The organism is Novosphingobium sp. Fuku2-ISO-50 (assembly GCF_001519055.1).
In the GTDB taxonomy this organism is placed as follows: Bacteria; Pseudomonadota; Alphaproteobacteria; order Sphingomonadales; family Sphingomonadaceae; genus Novosphingobium.
The window spans coordinates 35,898-52,156 of sequence record NZ_KQ954293.1 but is presented as its reverse complement, the minus strand read 5'-3'; the positions used below and the strand labels follow the sequence as shown (position 1 = coordinate 52,156).

Sequence of the window (16,259 nt, the reverse complement as noted above, 5' to 3'; positions counted from 1 at the left end):
GCAGCGGACTTTCTAACACCGAACCGGAAATTGATAATTCGGCAGGAGCGCAGGCCATGGCCAAAGGCAAGGTAATCATCAGTTGCGCGGTGACGGGGGCCATCCATACCCCGTCGATGTCGCCCTATCTGCCGGTCACCGCGCAGGAAATTGCCGATGCGGCGATCGGTGCGGCACAGGCGGGCGCGGCGATCATCCATTTGCACGCGCGCAATCCGGTCGATGGGTGCCCCGATCAGAACCCCGATCTGTTCGAACCGTTTCTGAAAGTCATCAAGCAGCGCACCGATGCTGTGATCAACCTGACCACCGGCGGCCATCCGTCGATGACGCTGGAGGAGCGGCTGCGTCCGGCGACCCGGTTTCAGCCCGAAGTCGCCAGTCTCAACATGGGGACGATGGGCTTCGGCCTGTTTCCGATGCTGAACCGGTACAAGGACTGGCAACACGACTGGGAACCACACGTGCTCGAAGCCTCGCGCGATCTGGTGTTCAAAAACACCTACAAGGATATCGAGGGTTTGCTCGCGCTGTTGACACCGCTCGGCACGCGGTTCGAATTCGAATGCTACGACACCGCGCATCTTTATAACCTGGCGCATTTTCTCGATCGCGGGCTGGTGAAGGCACCGCTGTTCGTACAGACCTGTTTCGGCATTTTGGGCGGGATCGGCAGTCATCCCGACGATGTGATGCATATGAAGCGCACAGCCGACCGGCTGTTTGGCGACCAGTACGAATGGTCGGTGCTGGGCGCCGGGGCCAAGCAGATGAGCGTTGTCGCGATGGCGGCCTCGATGGGTGGCAATGTTCGCGTCGGGCTTGAAGATTCGCTGTGGGGCGGGCCGGGGCGTCTGGCGCAGACCAATGCCGAACAGGTCGCCACGGCACGGCAGATCATCGAGGGGCTGGGGCTGTCGGTCGCCACACCCGACGAAGCGCGCGCAATCCTCGACCTAAAGGGTGGTGATCGGGTCGAAATCTGAAGCTTGGGGAGGATGCGCGGTGAAGCTTGGCCATGACCTGATCGTGGTTGGCGATTCGCCCGCCTGGACCCGCTCGTGACCATTCGCGGCCTTGCCGCCGCAAGAGGGGGGCTATAGCCGATGGACCAGTGGTGGGATCCCGAAGACGCACGCGATTGGCTCGATCGGCTGGAATCGCGTCCGCTTGCAAGACTGATGGCCGAGGCCGAGGCGCTGACTCTGTCCGGGCACGGCACGGTCGTCACGTATTCGCGCAAAGTGTTCATCCCGCTGACCAGGCTGTGCCGTGATGTATGTCATTACTGCACGTTTGCGCAGCGGCCGAGCCAGCTTCCTGCGCCCTATCTCGACCTTGACGAAGTGCTGGCAATTGCCCGCGCGGGCGAACAGGCCGGGTGTCGCGAGGCGCTGTTCACGCTGGGGGATCGGCCCGAAGATCGCTATCGCGTGGCGCGCGAATGGCTCGATGCGCGCGGCTTTGCCAGCACGCTGGACTATGTTGCGGCGGCCGCGGCGATGGTCCTGCGCGAAACCGGCCTGCTGCCGCATCTCAATCCCGGGCTGATGGACGCAGCCGATTATGCGGCGTTGCGTCCCTTGTCGGCGTCGATGGGCCTGATGCTGGAAAGCACGGCCGAACGCCTTTGTGCCAAGGGCTTTGCACATCACGGATCGCCCGACAAAGCGCCTCGCGCGCGGCTTGAATCGATCCGGCTGGCCGGCGAGGCACGAGTGCCGTTCACCACCGGGCTGTTGATCGGGATCGGCGAAACGCGCGCCGAGCGGATCGAGGCGCTCCTGGCGATCCGCGATCTCCACGCGCGGTATGGCCACGTGCAGGAAGTGATCATTCAGAACTTCCGCGCCAAGCCCGATACGCTGATGGGCCAATATGGTGACTTGCCGCTCGACGAGCACTTGTGGACGATCGCCGCCGCGCGGCTGATCCTGGGGCCGCAGATGACGATTCAGGCGCCGCCCAATTTGCGAGCCGGCGAACTGGCGGGGCTGGTGCGTGCAGGGGTCAACGATTGGGGCGGGGTGTCACCGGTCACGCCCGATCATGTCAATCCCGAAGCGCCCTGGCCGCATCTGGTCAAGCTGGAAACCGAGACCGAAGGCGCGGGCCGCCATTTGCGCCAGCGTCTGGCGATCGGCCCCGCGTTCGCCCGCGCTGTCGAAACCTGGGCCGACCCGGCGCTGCAAACATGCATCCGCCGCGCTGTCGATGCGCGGGGCCTGCTGCGCGAAATCGATTGGCATCCCGGCACCGGAGCCGTGGCGCCCGACCTGTTGCCATCGCTGGTCACCGGTCGCGATCCGCAGATTTCCGTGGCGCTGGGTCTGGCCGAACAGGGCGAGGAACTGACCGGGCGGCAAGTTGCACGGCTGTTCACCGCCGAAGGACGCGATTTCGACGCGGTGTGCCGTCTGGCCGATGAACTGCGTCAGGATCGGGTCGGCGATGCAGTCACCCACGTCGTCAACCGCAACATCAACTATACCAATATCTGCCTCTACCGCTGTGGCTTTTGCGCCTTTTCAAAAGGCAGCACGCGCAGCGAGCGCGGCCCTGCCTACAACATCGACCATGCCGAAATCACCCGCCGCGTCGTCGAAGCGAGGGAGCGTGGGGCCAGCGAGGTGTGCCTGCAAGGCGGCATCCATCCCGGCTTTGACGGCCACACCTATCGCGGTATCGTTGCGGCGGTGAAGGCGGCGGTGCCCGATATGCACGTCCATGCCTTTTCACCGCTGGAAGTGCACCACGGCGCAACGACGCTGGGCCTGTCTTACGAAGACTATCTTGCCGGATTGAAGCAGGCGGGGCTGGCGACTTTGCCGGGGACGGCGGCGGAAATCCTGTCCGATGACATTCGTCGCCAGATCTGCCCCGACAAGATCATGACCGACGACTGGCTGGCGGTGATGCGCGCAGCGCACAAAGTCGGTCTGAAATCGACCGCAACGATCATGTTCGGCCATGTCGAGACCTATGACCACTGGGCGGTGCACTTGTTGCACATTCGCCGGCTTCAGCAGGAAACCGGCGGCTTTACCGAATTCGTGCCGTTGCCATTTGTGCATATGGAAGCGCCCAACTGGCGCAAGGGGCAGACCCGGTCGGGCCCGACATGGCGCGAAACGGTGCTGATGCACGCGGTCGCGCGCATCGCGCTTGATGGCGCGATTGCCAATATCCAGGCCAGCTGGGTGAAGCTTGGTCCCGATGGCGCCGCCACGATGCTGCAATCGGGCGCCAACGATCTGGGCGGCATATTGATGGACGAATCGATCACCCGCGCGGCGGGCGGGGTCAATGGTCAACTCTTCGGCGTTGCCGAGATGCGCGCGCTGGCCGGGCGGATCGGCCGACCGCTGGTTGAGCGTACCACGACTTATCGGCTGAAGGTCGAGCCGGTGCATGATTTGGAGAATGTATCTTGATCGATCAGACTTTGGCGGTGGTCGGCGGGACCGGCCAACTTGGTGCCGCGCTGGCGTGGCGGCTCGCCCGCGCCGGGCACAACGTGGTGATCGGGTCGCGCAATGCCGCCTCGGCACAGGCCAGGGCCGCCGAACTGGGCCACGGGCTGACCGGCATGGCCAACCGCGATGCCGCTGCTGCCGCAGATGTGGTATTCGTAACCGTGCCGTTTGCGGCACAGGCAGATACACTGCGCGAGATTGCGCCAGTGCTGGCCGGAAAGCTGGTGGTCGACACCACCGTGCCGCTGGTCCCGCCCAAAGTCATGCGCGTGCAATTGCCGCCCGAAGGTTCTGCGGCAGAGCGCGCGCGCGGCGTGCTGGGCGAGGGCATCCGGCTGGTCAGCGGCTTTCACAATGTCGCGGCGCACAAGCTGGCTCAGGATGTGGCGCTCGACTGCGACATTCTGGTGTTTGGCGACAGCAAGGATGACCGCGCGGCGATCGTCGAACTGGCCGGTCGGATTGGCCTGCGCGGGGTGCACGGCGGCGCACTTGCCAATTCGGCTGCTGCGGAGGCGATGACGTCGCTGTTGATTTTCATCAACAAGTTCTATGCTGTCGATGGCGCGGGTATCCGCGTAACCGGGAACTTGCTGGCCTGACGATGCTTGAAATCATTCCTGTAAGCGGGTTGCCCGAAATCGGTCCGGGCACCGATCTGCCCGCGCTGCTGGCGGATTGCGGCGCGAGGTCGGGCGATGTGCTGGTGGTCACCCAGAAGATCGTCTCGAAGGCCGAGAACCGGTTTGTCGATCCCGCGACGATTACCCCGTCGGCAAAGGCCATCGCGCTCGCCGCCGAAGTGCGCAAGGATGCCGCGCATGTCGAACTGATCTTGCGCGAATCGACCGAAGTGGTGCGCAAGGCGCCTCATGTGCTGATTACGCGGCACCGGCTCGGCCATGTCATGGCCAATGCCGGGATCGATGCGTCGAACATTGGCGAGGGGCGCCCGGGCCAATTGCTGTTGCTGCCCGAAGATCCCGATCGCAGCGCGGCGGCGATCGCTGCGCGTCAGGAGCCAGGCGTGGCCGTGGTCATTTCCGACAGTTTCGGCCGCCCCTGGCGGATCGGCACGGTCAATGTGGCGATCGGACTTGCGGGCCTTGCTGCCGTGATCGACCAGCGCGGCGAGACCGATCGCGATGGACGTGTGTTGCAGGCCACGCAGATTGCACTGGCCGACGCGGTTGCGGCGGCGGCGGGGCTGGTGATGGGCGAAGGTGCCGAGGGCTTGCCGGTGTGTATCGTGCGCGGGTTGCGCAAGGGCTCGCCGCCGCAGACTGCGAATGCCTTGCTGCGGCCGGTGCACGAGGACTTGTTCCGATGAGCCCGAAAGTCACGGTCCTGACCGGCGGAGTGGGTGGCGCAAAGCTGGTCGAAGGGCTGGGCGCGATCCTCGCACCTGCCGACCTGACTGCGGTGGTCAACACCGGCGACGATTTCCGCCATTTCGGGCTGGCGATCTCGCCGGATATCGACACTTTGCTCTATACCCTGTCGGGCAAGGCCAATCGCACGTTGGGCTGGGGGCGCGAGGGCGAGACATGGTCGTTCATGGCGGCGCTGCGTTCGCTGGGCGGTGAAGACTGGTTCAATCTGGGCGACGGCGATCTCGCGCTGCATGTGCTGCGCAGCGCGCGGCTGGCGGGGGGCGAGCCCTTGTCACGGATCGTCGGCGATTTCGCGCGCCAGTGGGGGCTGGGGCTGACGATCTTGCCGATGAGCGAAGATCCGGTGGAAACCCGGGTCGATACCGATCAGGGGTTGCTCGCCTTTCAGCGCTATTTTGTCGAACACCAATGCCGACCGGCGGTGCGCGCGGTCGACTTCGTCGGCGCCGAAACCGCTCGTCCCGCGCCGGGTGTGATCGAGGCGATCGCCTGTGCCGATGTGGTGCTGATCGCGCCGTCGAACCCGTGGCTGAGCATCGATCCGATCCTCGCGGTCGCGGCGATCCGTCAGGCCCTGATCGACACGCGCGCTCCGGTAGTGGTCGTCTCGCCGCTGGTTGCAGGCAAGGCGGTCAAGGGACCGACCGCCAAGCTGATGGCGGAACTGGGGCTGGCGGTGAACAATCACACGATTGCCGCCCATTATCAGGGCTGGATGGCAGGCATGGTCGTCCACGGCGAGGATGCCGCGCCGGGCGATGTGCCGGTCGCACGCACCGATACGCTGATGCATGACCGGGGCGATCGCGAGCGCGTTGCCCGCGTCGCGCTGGCGCTGGCGCTGGACTTGCGATGACCGGCTGGCGCGCGGTGGTGCCGATCAAGCAGGGCGCCCTCGGCAAGTCGCGCCTTTCGCCGCTGTTTGATCCGGCACAGCGCGACGATCTGGTTGGGCGCATGGCCGATCATGTGCTGCACACGCTGTCAAAGGTTTCGGCACTGGCGCAGATCGATGTGCTGTCGCCGCGGCGCATCGCGGGTTGGACCGGCGCATGGCAGCGCGATCTCGGGCGCGGCCTCAACGCCGAATTGCAGGCATGGCGCGCCTCGGTCTGGCCATCGCCGGTGCTGGTCGTTCATGCCGATCTGCCGCTGCTGGGCGCGGCAGATATCGATGCGCTGTTGATGGCCGCGCAACAGCATGGCGTGGCGCTGGCGCACGATCGCGCAGGCCTTGGCACCAATGCGCTGGCCATCGCCGATGGCCGTGATTTCCACTATTGCTTCGGGCAGGACAGCTGTCGGCGGCACCTTGCGCAAGGTGCCGACATGGCGCTGGTTGCGCGCGAGGGCCTGATGATCGATCTCGACACGCCCGACGATGCGCTGGCGCTGTGCGCCCTGGGACTCACGCTCTGATCCGACCTTCCGTCGGGCAGGCCCGTCAAGCCCGAAAACCTTCGAACGTGCGGCTGTAACGGGCTGAGCAAGAGGGAATCGGCATGAAACTCAACGTGGGTGTGCCCAACAGCATGAAAGTCGCGGCGCTGACCCAGCCATGGGAAGGTGCCTTGAGCGGCGCGGATGTCGGTCGGCTGATGACTGCCGCCGATACGCTCGGATTCAACAAATGCATGCTGGGCGAACATTTCATCATCCCGCGCGACCATATCGCGCTGTCGGGCGACTGGTATTTCCACACCGTCGTGGCGCTGGGTTTCATCGGCGGGCAGACGAAGAATCTGCGCCTGTCGTCGTCGGTGTCGATCCTGCCGCTGCAAAACCCGATCGTGCAGGCCAAAGCCTGGTCGACGCTCGACTGGCTGACTGGCGGACGCGCCGAGGCGCTGTTCGGCGTCGGTTGGCTGGAGGCCGAGTTCGACATGCTGGGTGTGCCGTTCGCCAAACGCGGGCGCATGGCGGACGAATATGTCGCGGCAATCATCGAACTGTGGACCAAGGAAAATCCCGAATTCGAAGGCGAATTCGTCAGCTTCAGGGATTGCGGCTTTGCGCCCAAGCCGGTGCAGAAACCGGGCGTGCCGATCTGGTTCGGAGGCGATGCGCAAGCCGTGATGAAGCGTGTGGCGCGGTTCGGCAACGGCTGGTCACCGTTTCGCACGCCGCCGGAGAAATTCCCCGAATGCATCGATTTCATCACGTCGCAGCCCGAGTATGACGGGCGCCCGCTGGAATTCTTTTTCGCGCTGGAAATGCTCAATGTCGGCGCGCATCACGAAGTGATCGGCGATCCGCGCGCGCCGGGCACACAGGACAAGCAGAAGATCCTCGACCAGATCGGCTGGTTGAAAGACCTGGGCATCACCCAGACGATCGTGCCGCTGCCCAAGGGCATCACCGGCGAGCAGGACTGGCTCGATCGTCAGCAGTGGGTGGCCGAGGAAATCATGCCCCTCGTTTAGGGCCTGGTGACCCGAATCTTAAGTTCGCCTGACCAAGAGGCCAGGCGGGTGCGAACTTCAGATTCGGGTCACTGGAAACATTTGATTCCAGTGTGGTTCAAGGATTTGAAATTCGCTCCGTACCTAGCCGCTTAATGAGGCGAATTTCAAATCCACCACACTTAGGCTTGCGCGGCGGCGAACATGTCCATCATGTCGGCATAATGCGGCTGATGATGGCAGATCCCGCCATCGACCGAGATGATCTGGCCGGTGACAAAGCCGGCCAGATCGGACGCCAGCCAGGTAACCGCCCCGGCGATGTCGTTGGCGACGCTTTCGCGCGGCAGCAGCACGTGCCGCTGGATCATCGCGAGTTGCGCCTCGGTCATCTGTGCCCGCGCCACCGGGCTCAGCACGAGCCCCGGCAGGACGGCGTTGCAACGCACGTTCTGCCGCCCGAATTGCGTTGCGGTGTTGCGCGTCAATGCGTTGACCGCCGCTTTTGACGCGCTGTAGGCGGGGTTGAGCACATCGCCGAGCAGCGATACGCCCGAACTGGTGTTGATGATCGATCCGCCGCCCGCTACGATCAGGTGCGGCACGGCATGCTTGGTCATCAGCATCGTGCCGCGCGTGTTGATGGCAAAAGCGGCATCCCACACGTCCTGCTCCATCGCGGTAAGAGCGCCGTCGCGGTTCATCTGCCCCGCGCCGGTGTTGGCGGCGTTGTTGTGCAGTACGTCGAGCTTGCCGAAATGGGCGATGGTTGCCGCGATCAGCGCGGCGATGCTGCCCTCGTCGCCAAGATCGACGCCATGCGCCAATGCCCGGCCACCTGCTGCGGTTATCTCGTCTGCAACGCGATGGGCGCCAGCCACGTTGATATCGGCAATCACCACACTTGCGCCCTGTGCGGCGAGCATCTTTGCGCAAGCCTCGCCGATATTGGCTCCGGCGCCGGTAACGATCGCGATTTTGCCTGCAACCAATCCCATCTCTATTCTCCCAACAAGCCCCAGGTGCCGTAATCTTCGGCAGCGGTGAAAAAGCGTTCGTTCATCGGCACGCCGTTCTGGCCCCAGGCGTCGAGATTGGCGACCCAGGCCTGAATGCCGTACATGACCCACAGCCGCGTCTGTTCCCACGCTTCATCAAAGCTGGGCACGCCCTGTGCGCCGGTGGCGATCAGGTAGTCGCGGTATTGCTTCACCATGTCCTTGTGATGGTGGCGGCGTTCGTCGATGCTCAGCGCGCCGATCACGAAATAGGTCAGATCGCGCCAGGGGCGGCCGCGCCGCACCAGTTGCCAGTCGAGCCACAGCCGGTTGCCGTCGGGCAGGATATAGGTGTTGCCCTGATGGCAATCGCCCAGCACGATGCAATAGGGCGTGGTCTGCGCCCGCTCGATCTCGCCCAGTCGGTCGAACGCGCGTTCGACTTTGCTCGGATCGGCAAGGTAATGTTTTGGCGCGATGGCGCAGAACGCCGGATCTTCGAGATTGAGCGCGATCCATTGCCACATGATGCGCACCTGATCGCTGTCGACCGGGGTATCCATCTGCGTTTGCAACCAAGGGGCATTGGCCACGCTGATCTTGTCGCTGCCCCACAGGCTGCCGTGCAGCCCGGCCAACCCTTCGAGGTTGCTCATGATCATGTCGACGCCGTTGGCATTGGTGCTGTGGCCGAATTTTCCGCCGCGCTGAACCAGATCTTCGAGCACGACAAAGCCATGCGCGCTGCCATCGTCGTCCCAATCGGCATAATAGCAGGTGGCGGTCGGCACTTTCATTTCGTGGACCATGAAATGATAGAACCGGGCTTCGACCGCATGGATATCAACGTTGTCGAACGATCCCGACCAGTTGGCCTTGAGACACAGATTGGCAGGCAGCCCGGCGGCCACCCCGGCTTCGTTCCAATCGACTTTTACGCGCCATTTGGTGGTGTGGCTGTTGAGCAGTTCGACCGATTCCATCGATCTGGCGACTACGCCGGGGTATTTGTTGCTCATGATCTGGCCGAGCCATTGCGCAGTCACATCGTCCAGCGAAGTCGGCAAATGGCCGGTGCGCGCCGGATAGGGGCGGGGCACGCAATTGGGGTCGATGACCGGATTGACATATTCGGGCTTGGCGTGGGGATCCATCGTCGTCTCCTTTTAATAAGCGTCGGGCGCGGGTGCGTGCGCCCGGATCTGGCATGCGGCGAGCATCAGGAACACGCCGCCGAACAGGCAGAAGATCATCGCCGCGCCAATGCCCCAGGCTACACCGTTCCTGCCGCCGACCACATCGCTCACTTTGCCGATCAGCCAGGCGCCAAGGCCCACCCCGATCAGGTTTGCGCTCGTCTGTACGCAGGCCACGGCGAGCCCGCGCAATTGCGGCCCGGCTTGTGTGACGATCATCGCGTTGACCGGGCCGTTGTAGGCCGCGCTGAACATGCCGGCGGCCATGATCCAGGCCACCGCAGCGCTGCTCGATGGTGCCGAAACGGCGGCCAGTCCGGTGATTGCGGTCACTACGGGAATGCCGGCACCGATCCACGCCGTGCGCGCGGAATCGAATCCACCGGCGCGCGCGTGCACCCGGTCCACGCCCCAACCGGCCCCCAGCCCGCCCACCGATCCGAGCAGGCCATAGGCGATCGCCACGATCATTCCGGCACGGGGCAACGACATCGCATGGCTGTCGACGAGGTACGTGACCAGCCAGGTACTCATTCCGTAAATGCCGGTGGCGATGCAGGTGATCGCCAGAACGCCCCAGGCGATGCCGGGGCGGGCAAACAGCAGCCGCAGCCGGTGGGCGAGCGTTTCTTTCGAGAGCGTGCCCGCAATGCGATCGAGTGCGCCGCGCCGGGGCTCTTTCACTGTCAGGAACACCAGCGGGGCAACCAGCAGACCGGGCAGCCCCGCCACCAGAAAGGTGATGCGCCAGCCATGATTGGCGACAATCATGCCGCCCACAAAAAAGGCCACCGCAAAGCCGATGCCGGAACTCAGATACCAGATGCCGATCGCGGTCGATCGCCGATCCGCGCCGAAATAATCGGACAGGATCGACAGCCCGGTGGGCGAGCCCCCGGCTTCAGCCAGGCCGACGGCCGCGCGCCCGCCGAGCAGGCCGGCATAGCCGCCGGTCATCGCGCACAGCGCAGTCGCCCCGCTCCACGCCAGCAAGGCGCCGGTCAGCAGCGATTTGCGGGTAAAGCGATCGGCCGCATAGCCGAACGGGATCGCCGCCAGTGCAAACGGCAACCCATAGGCCAGCCCCGCCAGCAGGCCCAATTGCGCACCGGTCAAATGGAATTCGCTGCCGATCGGCTTCAAGACCAGACCGATCACCGCGCGATCGAGCCCATGGCAAGTCTGCGCCAAAGTCAGCGCGGCCAGCACGTACCATCGGTATCCTGATATGACAGTGGTGTGGGTCAAGCCCCGATCTCTCCCTTATGCAGCGGTCAACATCGCACGCGTCGTCTGCGCGCAACCTGTCCGAGGGAAGGCGTGAAGGCGCGCGCTCTGCCGGACAACGTCGCCAGCAAAGGGGATCAGGGATGCAGGACTCGCAAGCAAACAAGGCCATCGTCCGCCGCTTCCTCGGCGCGATCGCATCGGGAGATATCGACGTGATCGAGGCGTTGCAGGCGCCTGATTGTGACTGGTGGGTGATCGGCGGGGGCGCAATCTCGCGGCAATCCTATACCGATCAGGTGAAAGCGATGCTGCTCGCCGCCGATCGGCGCAAAGTCGAGATTATCGGCATGATTGCCGAGGGCGATACCGTCACGTGCGAGGTCCGTTCGGAAATCCATTTCGGCGAGCGGATCTATCGCAACGAATATCACGACCTGTTTGTGGTACGGGGCGGGCTGATCGTTCACGGGCGCGAATATTTTGACACGGGTAAAGTCGCAGCGTTCTTTGCCCCGGTGAGCGATGCCGAACAGATCGTGCGTGATTTTCTGGCGCTGTTTCACACAGATAGGCTCGATGGCCTGGCGCTGCGTGGTTTTCTGGCCGATGATGCGCGCTATCAGCCGATCGTGCCGCTGGCTCCGGTGCGCCACGGCGCCGATGCCATCGTGGCGGAGCTGGAGCGCCAATATCTGCTCTACGACGAATGCGCTTGCGATATCCTCCATGTCGCGGTCGCGGGCCGCACCGTGTTTACCGAGCGGGTGGATACGGTGCGCCAACTGGCCACTGGCCAGCGCACGACGACGCATGTTGTGGGCGTGTTCGATCTCGACGAAGCGGGGCGGGTGACCTCGTGGCGCGAATATTGGGATGCGCTCGATTGTGCCGGGCAACTCGGCATCGATGACAAGACCATGCGTGCCCTGATGGGCGTGGGAGAATGATGCGATGAACTATGACGTGGTGATCATGGGCTCGGGCGCGGCCGGGCTGACGGCGGCGCTGGTCGCGGCGAAGGCCGGGCTGAAAGTCGCAGTGCTGGAAAAGGCGGCGCATTTCGGCGGGACGACCGCGATTTCGGGTGGCGGAATCTGGATTCCATGCAGCCCGCAGGCACGCGCCGAACGCGTGGACGACACGCTGGACAAGGCGCGCGGTTATGCGCTGGGCGTGGTCGGAAACCGGGCGGAAAAGGCGCTGATCGACGGCTATATCGACAATGGCCCGGCCATGGTCGAATGGCTGGCCGCCAAAACCGATGTGCAGTTCCTTTTGTCTCCGCCGTCGAGCGATTGGTATCCCGATGTTGCGGGCGCGATGGATCACGGCAGGTTGCTGGCGCCGACCGAATTCGACGGCAGGCAACTGGGCGCCGACTTTGCCCGCCTGTCGAAACCGCGCGAGGAATTCAACGCGCCGGGCGGGATGATGATCGACTTGTTCGATCTGCCTTATATTGCACGGCTGCCCGCGCCCGGTGCCTTGTGGCACATGGCCAAGATCGCGATCCGCTTTGCGCTCGACAAGCGCAAGTTGGGCCGGGGTTCGCGGCTGACGATGGGCACCGCGCTGGTCGGGCGCCTGTTTCATTCGGCACTGAAGGCGGGGGTTGCGTGCCACGAAAATGCTGCGGTCGAGTCGCTGGTGGTCAACCAGGGCCGGGTGACCGGCGTGCGCGCGTTGATCAACGGCGCTCTGGTGGAAATCGGCGCGAACAAAGGCGTGGTGCTCGCGTCGGGCGGGTTTTCCGCCAATGCCGAGATGCGCAAGGCCTATATTCCCTTTGCCGAACAGCACGTTTCGATCCTGCCCTATGAAAACACCGGTGACGGCATCAATGCGGCGACTGCGGCTGGCGCGGCGATGGGCGCGGAAAACCACGTCAACGCGGTGTGGGCGGTGGTGTCAAAGCGCCGCCGCGCCGATGGCTATCTCGAACGCTATGCGCATCTGATCGACATGTCCAAACCCGGCTGCATCGCGGTGAACCGGCAAGGCCGGCGCTTTGCCAACGAGGCCAGCGTGCATTTTGTCGAGGCGATGCATGCAACCGGCACGGTGCCTGCACATATCATCGCCAATGGCGCCTTCGTGAAGAAATACGGCATGGGGCTGGTGCTGCCCGGCGGTGGCAAGATCAAGGAACTGGTGGCGGACGGCTATCTGAAGACCGCGCCGACGCTGGCGGACCTCGCGGTGCAGATCGGGGTCGATGCCAAAGGGCTTGAAGCGACCGTCGCCAAAGTCGCCGCCGATGCCGCCACTGGCAAGGACACCGCATTCGGCAAAGGCGATACCCGCATCGATGCCGAGATCGGCGATCCCAAACATCTGCCCAATCCCTGCTTCGGGCCTGTGGGTGACGGGCCGTATTATGCGATCGAAATTTTTCCCGGCGATGGGTCAACCACGGTTGGCGTGCGGATCGACAGCCAGTGCCGGGTAATTGGCGCGGACGGCGCGCCGATTGCGGGCTTGTGGGCCGCCGGGCTCGATGCCAATTCGATCTGGCAGGGCAAATCCCCGGCGCATGGCTGCAACGTTGGCCCGGCCATGGCGACGGGGTTCATCGCAGGCAGGTCTATCACGGCATGAAAACCATCGTCATCACGGGCGCCAGTTCCGGCATAGGTCTGGTCGTTGCGCGCGAATTGGCCAGGGCCGGCTGGCGGGTGATTGCGCAGGGGCGCGATGCGGCGCGCGCGGCGACTGCGCTCGCCGCGATCAGGTCGGCAGCGCCATCGGCAAAGGTCGACATGCTGTTGGCAGACTTGTCGACCTTTGCCGGAATGGAGCGTCTGGCCGATTCCGTCGCGGCGCTGACCGACCGCATCGATGTGCTGGCCAACAATGCCGGGTTCATTCCCGCCGCGCGGGTGATTACCGCAGACGGGCTGGAACACGGCTTTGCCACCAATCATCTTGCCCCGTTTGTGCTGACCAATCGGCTGTTGCCCCTGTTGCGCGCGGCAGCGCCGGGGGCGCACGTGATCAACACTGCATCGGTGGCGCATCGCTTTGTAAAGGACATGCTGTGGGACGATCTGCAGCAGACCGGGAAATACAGCCCGGGCAATGCCTATGCCCAGTCCAAACTGGCCAATATCCTGCACGCGCGGGCGCTGGCCGAACGGGTCGCCGCCGACGGCATCCGGGTGAATGCGGTGCATCCGGGGCTGGTCGCGACCAATTTTCCGGCGCACGGCAACTGGCTGGTCAAGGCGATGTATCGTTTTTCCCGGCCATTTCAGCTCTCCCCGGAACAAGGGGCGGACACGATTCTGTGGTTGGCGCAAGGTGGCGCGCCCGATGTGACAGGCGCGTATTTCGCGTCTCGCAAAGTGGCCAGGACGACACTCGCCGCGCAAAGCCGCGAGGGGGCGGAACGGCTGTGGGCGATCAGCACGGCCCTCGCGACGCGTCCCGGCCTATGAAACCTGGCCCGCGCGGCGTTTGGCCTCGGCCACCATGGCGTAGATGGCGGTGTTGTATTGGGTCAGTTGTTCCATCGACAAATTGCGATAGGGCGTCATCGGGCAAAGCGAATCCACCACGCCCCAGAACGGTTCCAGCTTGTCGAGCACTTCATCGACCGAACCGCATTTGACGAAGGCTTCGACCATGTCGTCGCTGACATTGTCGATCACGCTGTCGACATTGCCGTGTTCACCGGCGGCCAGCTGGCAGGCGCGGGCCATGTCGCCAAAGCCGATCGCGTCGAAGAACGGTTCGTATTCCTTGTATCCGGCATAGCCCGCCACTGTGGCGCGACTGTCGTTGATGGCCTGCTGCTTGTCGTCGTTGATCGCGACCCAGGGCCAGGCGTTGACTTCCACATCGCTGCGCCGGCGTCCGAAGCGGGCAAGCTCGCCTTCGATGAAGGCCTTTTTCTGCACGGTGTAATCAACCGTCCATAGCGCGTGCACCATCAACCCGTCGCCGACCTCAAGCGCCAGACTGGTCAGCTTGTCCTTGAGCGCGGCCACCCAGATCGGAATGGCTTCGCGCACCGGTGGCGGGGTCAGCATCATTTCGGTCCATTCGGCGTTGAAATATTCGCCGTGGATCGGCTCCATCCCCTTGTGCGCATTGGCGTTGATATAGCGCACCGCCGCGATCACTTCGCGCAAGTGCGACAGCAATTTGCGTTTGGGCTCTCCGTAAATCCCGCAGATCGCGCTGTGCAGCGAAGTACCCAGCCCGAGCACGAAGCGGCCCTGGCTGATGCGGTCGAGTTCGATCGCGGCAAATGCGGTTTCCACCGGGCTGCGTGTTCCAGCCACGGCAATCCCGGTCGATACCTTGAGCGTGTCGGTCAGCGCGGCGACCGCTGCCATCGGCACGAACGGCGGGCCATAGATCTGCAACGAAAAGCAGCCTTCAAATCCGACTGCCTCCATCTGCTTGGCGATGCCGCCCATCATCGGGGCGGGCAGGACAGGCATGACGCCCCACCAGCGGCGTTCCCCGCCTGTGGCATTGGTCAGTGTGGTCATGGTTTTTGGTATCCAATAATATCGCTGCAATCGGCGCTGACATTATCGCGATAGGCATAGTCGCCGCGCGCCTGTCTTTCGGCCAGTGCCAGCATCAGAACGCGATATTTCTGTCCGGCCTCGTCGAGCGGTGAATGGAGATCCTTGCGCTTTTCGGGATGCATGTAGCGTGGGCTTTGCGGGCTGGTCATGGTGCTGTCCTGCCGCGACACCTTGTAGCTGGCCTTGGGCATCAAATACCGGAACAGATTGGTTTTTTTGACGTTGGTGGTGTTCATCGCATAGTCCAGCCGGGTGCGGTCCCGCGTTTCGGGCACGCACGGGTGAAACAACTGGACATTGTCGCCGGGGCTGAAACGACCATAGGCGATCGCGGCATGGCTGCGCAGATAGATGCGGATCACCTGGCGCACTTGCTGAACGTCGGATTTGACCCCGCCAAACCACTTCATGATCGGCGCAACCGACTTGTTGACGCACGTGCGGACCATCGTGATTGTTTCGCTGTCGTGGAACACTTCGACGGTTTCCTTGTCCATTATCTCGTCGCCCACGACATCGGCGTGGAGAAAATCGGCATGGGTAAGGTCGATCAGGTTTTCCAGACTGAGCGGGGCGGTGCAGTCGAACCGCACCGTGCCCAGCATATGCAACGGCAATCCGCCCTCTTCGGGCAGATAGGGCAGGCTGGGCACATGTTCGGGCGCGGCATTGGCCGGATTGCCGAACCAGCCCCAGACATAGCCGTATTTTTCGATCACCGGATAGCGACCGGCGGCATCGGAAAACGTGCTCTTGGCGCCGATCAGGCCCGCAGCGGGGTGAAATTCCGAGGCGAGCGCCACGCCGTGTTCGCGCCACAGGAAATAAGGCTGCGAATAGACCGCGCGGCGCACCGGTTTGGCGGTGACGGCAAAGCTGTGGGCGAGGGGGAACCATGCATCCTTCAGCACGATATCGTGCGGCACCCACGCATTGACCTTGGCGGCGAATTCGCGCGGATCGGACGGGATAGCATCGCCGTGATCATCGCTGCTCGAAGGATGTGTGACATCAAGCATCGT

15 protein-coding genes are annotated in these 16,259 nt (G+C 63.7%); 10 read left to right on the top strand and 5 right to left on the bottom strand.

The features are described 5' to 3' along the window. The first annotated feature begins 56 nt into the window (after positions 1-56). The 7 genes from AQZ50_RS12465 to AQZ50_RS12435 all read left to right on the top strand — a co-directional run bounded on the left by AQZ50_RS12465 (position 57) and on the right by AQZ50_RS12435 (position 7,293). The gene (locus AQZ50_RS12465) at positions 57-986 is read left to right on the top strand and encodes a 3,5-dioxohexanoate:acetyl-CoA acetone transferase (protein WP_067746797.1); all 930 of its coding nucleotides are present in this window, start codon (positions 57-59) and stop codon (positions 984-986) included. 120 nt (positions 987-1,106) lie between these two features. Further along, positions 1,107-3,434, top strand: coding sequence for a 5-amino-6-(D-ribitylamino)uracil--L-tyrosine 4-hydroxyphenyl transferase CofH (gene cofH / locus AQZ50_RS12460; RefSeq protein ID WP_067746796.1), 2,328 nt, complete (start codon positions 1,107-1,109; stop codon positions 3,432-3,434). Then, on the top strand, positions 3,428-4,078 hold the full coding sequence (gene npdG / locus AQZ50_RS12455; RefSeq protein WP_067746795.1) for an NADPH-dependent F420 reductase: 651 nt from the start codon (positions 3,428-3,430) through the stop codon (positions 4,076-4,078). The genes cofH and npdG overlap by 7 nt, the downstream gene beginning before the upstream one ends. Positions 4,079-4,080: 2 nt before the next feature. Further along, positions 4,081-4,806: a coenzyme F420-0:L-glutamate ligase gene (gene cofE, locus AQZ50_RS12450; protein ID WP_067746794.1), complete on the top strand. Its 726-nt coding sequence runs from the start codon at positions 4,081-4,083 to the stop codon at positions 4,804-4,806. Then, the gene (cofD, locus tag AQZ50_RS12445; RefSeq protein ID WP_067746793.1) at positions 4,803-5,726 is read left to right on the top strand and encodes a 2-phospho-L-lactate transferase; all 924 of its coding nucleotides are present in this window, start codon (positions 4,803-4,805) and stop codon (positions 5,724-5,726) included. Before cofE ends, cofD begins: the two co-directional genes overlap by 4 nt. Beyond that, the gene (gene cofC, locus AQZ50_RS12440) at positions 5,723-6,289 is read left to right on the top strand and encodes a 2-phospho-L-lactate guanylyltransferase (RefSeq protein ID WP_067746792.1); all 567 of its coding nucleotides are present in this window, start codon (positions 5,723-5,725) and stop codon (positions 6,287-6,289) included. Before cofD ends, cofC begins: the two co-directional genes overlap by 4 nt. A gap of 83 nt (positions 6,290-6,372) precedes the next feature. Continuing rightward, positions 6,373-7,293, top strand: a complete 921-nt coding sequence (locus AQZ50_RS12435; RefSeq protein ID WP_067746791.1) for a TIGR03619 family F420-dependent LLM class oxidoreductase — start codon at positions 6,373-6,375, stop codon at positions 7,291-7,293. A gap of 161 nt (positions 7,294-7,454) precedes the next feature. Here the strand turns inward: AQZ50_RS12435 and AQZ50_RS12430 are convergent, their stop codons facing one another. From AQZ50_RS12430 to AQZ50_RS12420, 3 genes are read right to left on the bottom strand one after another with little or no spacing between them, the layout of a single operon-like run. After that, positions 7,455-8,270, bottom strand: a complete 816-nt coding sequence (locus AQZ50_RS12430) for an SDR family NAD(P)-dependent oxidoreductase (protein ID WP_231730267.1) — start codon at positions 8,268-8,270, stop codon at positions 7,455-7,457. Between the two features lie 2 nt (positions 8,271-8,272). Then, positions 8,273-9,424 (bottom strand): oxidoreductase family protein, encoded by a 1,152-nt coding sequence (locus AQZ50_RS12425; RefSeq protein WP_067746790.1) that lies wholly within the window; start codon positions 9,422-9,424, stop codon positions 8,273-8,275. Between the two features lie 12 nt (positions 9,425-9,436). Beyond that, positions 9,437-10,714 carry an MFS transporter gene (locus tag AQZ50_RS12420; protein ID WP_067746789.1) on the bottom strand — a complete coding sequence of 426 codons (1,278 nt, stop codon included), beginning with the start codon at positions 10,712-10,714 and terminating at the stop codon, positions 9,437-9,439. Between the two features lie 122 nt (positions 10,715-10,836). Here AQZ50_RS12420 and AQZ50_RS20095 point away from each other — a divergent pair, with 122 nt between their 5' ends. The 3 genes from AQZ50_RS20095 to AQZ50_RS12405 are packed head-to-tail and all read left to right on the top strand — an operon-like array spanning position 10,837 to position 14,133. Further along, on the top strand, positions 10,837-11,643 hold the full coding sequence (locus tag AQZ50_RS20095; RefSeq protein ID WP_082703625.1) for a nuclear transport factor 2 family protein: 807 nt from the start codon (positions 10,837-10,839) through the stop codon (positions 11,641-11,643). 4 nt (positions 11,644-11,647) lie between these two features. Beyond that, positions 11,648-13,294, top strand: a complete 1,647-nt coding sequence (locus AQZ50_RS12410) for an FAD-dependent oxidoreductase (RefSeq protein WP_067746788.1) — start codon at positions 11,648-11,650, stop codon at positions 13,292-13,294. Further along, a complete protein-coding gene (locus AQZ50_RS12405) occupies positions 13,291-14,133 on the top strand; it encodes an SDR family NAD(P)-dependent oxidoreductase (protein ID WP_067746787.1) in 843 nt (280 codons plus the stop codon). Before AQZ50_RS12410 ends, AQZ50_RS12405 begins: the two co-directional genes overlap by 4 nt. Here AQZ50_RS12405 and AQZ50_RS12400 read toward each other — a convergent pair. Together AQZ50_RS12400 and AQZ50_RS12395 are read right to left on the bottom strand one after the other, a co-directional pair. Continuing rightward, positions 14,128-15,195, bottom strand: a complete 1,068-nt coding sequence (locus tag AQZ50_RS12400) for an LLM class flavin-dependent oxidoreductase (protein WP_067746786.1) — start codon at positions 15,193-15,195, stop codon at positions 14,128-14,130. The genes AQZ50_RS12405 and AQZ50_RS12400 overlap by 6 nt on opposite strands. Next, positions 15,192-16,256: an aromatic ring-hydroxylating dioxygenase subunit alpha gene (locus AQZ50_RS12395; RefSeq protein WP_231730266.1), complete on the bottom strand. Its 1,065-nt coding sequence runs from the start codon at positions 16,254-16,256 to the stop codon at positions 15,192-15,194. The genes AQZ50_RS12400 and AQZ50_RS12395 overlap by 4 nt, the downstream gene beginning before the upstream one ends. Positions 16,257-16,259 lie beyond the last annotated feature (3 nt).

What these genes read in the sequence shown, in the direction of transcription:
- AQZ50_RS12465 (WP_067746797.1), top strand. Translation starts at nt 57, where the DNA reads ATGGCCAAAGGCAAGGTAATCATCAGTTGCGCGGTGACGGGGGCCATC.
- cofH (WP_067746796.1), top strand. Translation starts at nt 1,107, where the DNA reads ATGGACCAGTGGTGGGATCCCGAAGACGCACGCGATTGGCTCGATCGG.
- cofE (WP_067746794.1), top strand. Translation starts at nt 4,081, where the DNA reads ATGCTTGAAATCATTCCTGTAAGCGGGTTGCCCGAAATCGGTCCGGGC.
- cofD (WP_067746793.1), top strand. Translation starts at nt 4,803, where the DNA reads ATGAGCCCGAAAGTCACGGTCCTGACCGGCGGAGTGGGTGGCGCAAAG.
- cofC (WP_067746792.1), top strand. Translation starts at nt 5,723, where the DNA reads ATGACCGGCTGGCGCGCGGTGGTGCCGATCAAGCAGGGCGCCCTCGGC.
- AQZ50_RS12435 (WP_067746791.1), top strand. Translation starts at nt 6,373, where the DNA reads ATGAAACTCAACGTGGGTGTGCCCAACAGCATGAAAGTCGCGGCGCTG.
- AQZ50_RS12430 (WP_231730267.1), bottom strand. Translation starts at nt 8,270, where the DNA reads ATGGGATTGGTTGCAGGCAAAATCGCGATCGTTACCGGCGCCGGAGCC.
- AQZ50_RS12425 (WP_067746790.1), bottom strand. Translation starts at nt 9,424, where the DNA reads ATGGATCCCCACGCCAAGCCCGAATATGTCAATCCGGTCATCGACCCC.
- AQZ50_RS20095 (WP_082703625.1), top strand. Translation starts at nt 10,837, where the DNA reads ATGCAGGACTCGCAAGCAAACAAGGCCATCGTCCGCCGCTTCCTCGGC.
- AQZ50_RS12410 (WP_067746788.1), top strand. Translation starts at nt 11,648, where the DNA reads ATGAACTATGACGTGGTGATCATGGGCTCGGGCGCGGCCGGGCTGACG.
- AQZ50_RS12405 (WP_067746787.1), top strand. Translation starts at nt 13,291, where the DNA reads ATGAAAACCATCGTCATCACGGGCGCCAGTTCCGGCATAGGTCTGGTC.
- AQZ50_RS12400 (WP_067746786.1), bottom strand. Translation starts at nt 15,195, where the DNA reads ATGACCACACTGACCAATGCCACAGGCGGGGAACGCCGCTGGTGGGGC.
- AQZ50_RS12395 (WP_231730266.1), bottom strand. Translation starts at nt 16,256, where the DNA reads ATGCTTGATGTCACACATCCTTCGAGCAGCGATGATCACGGCGATGCT.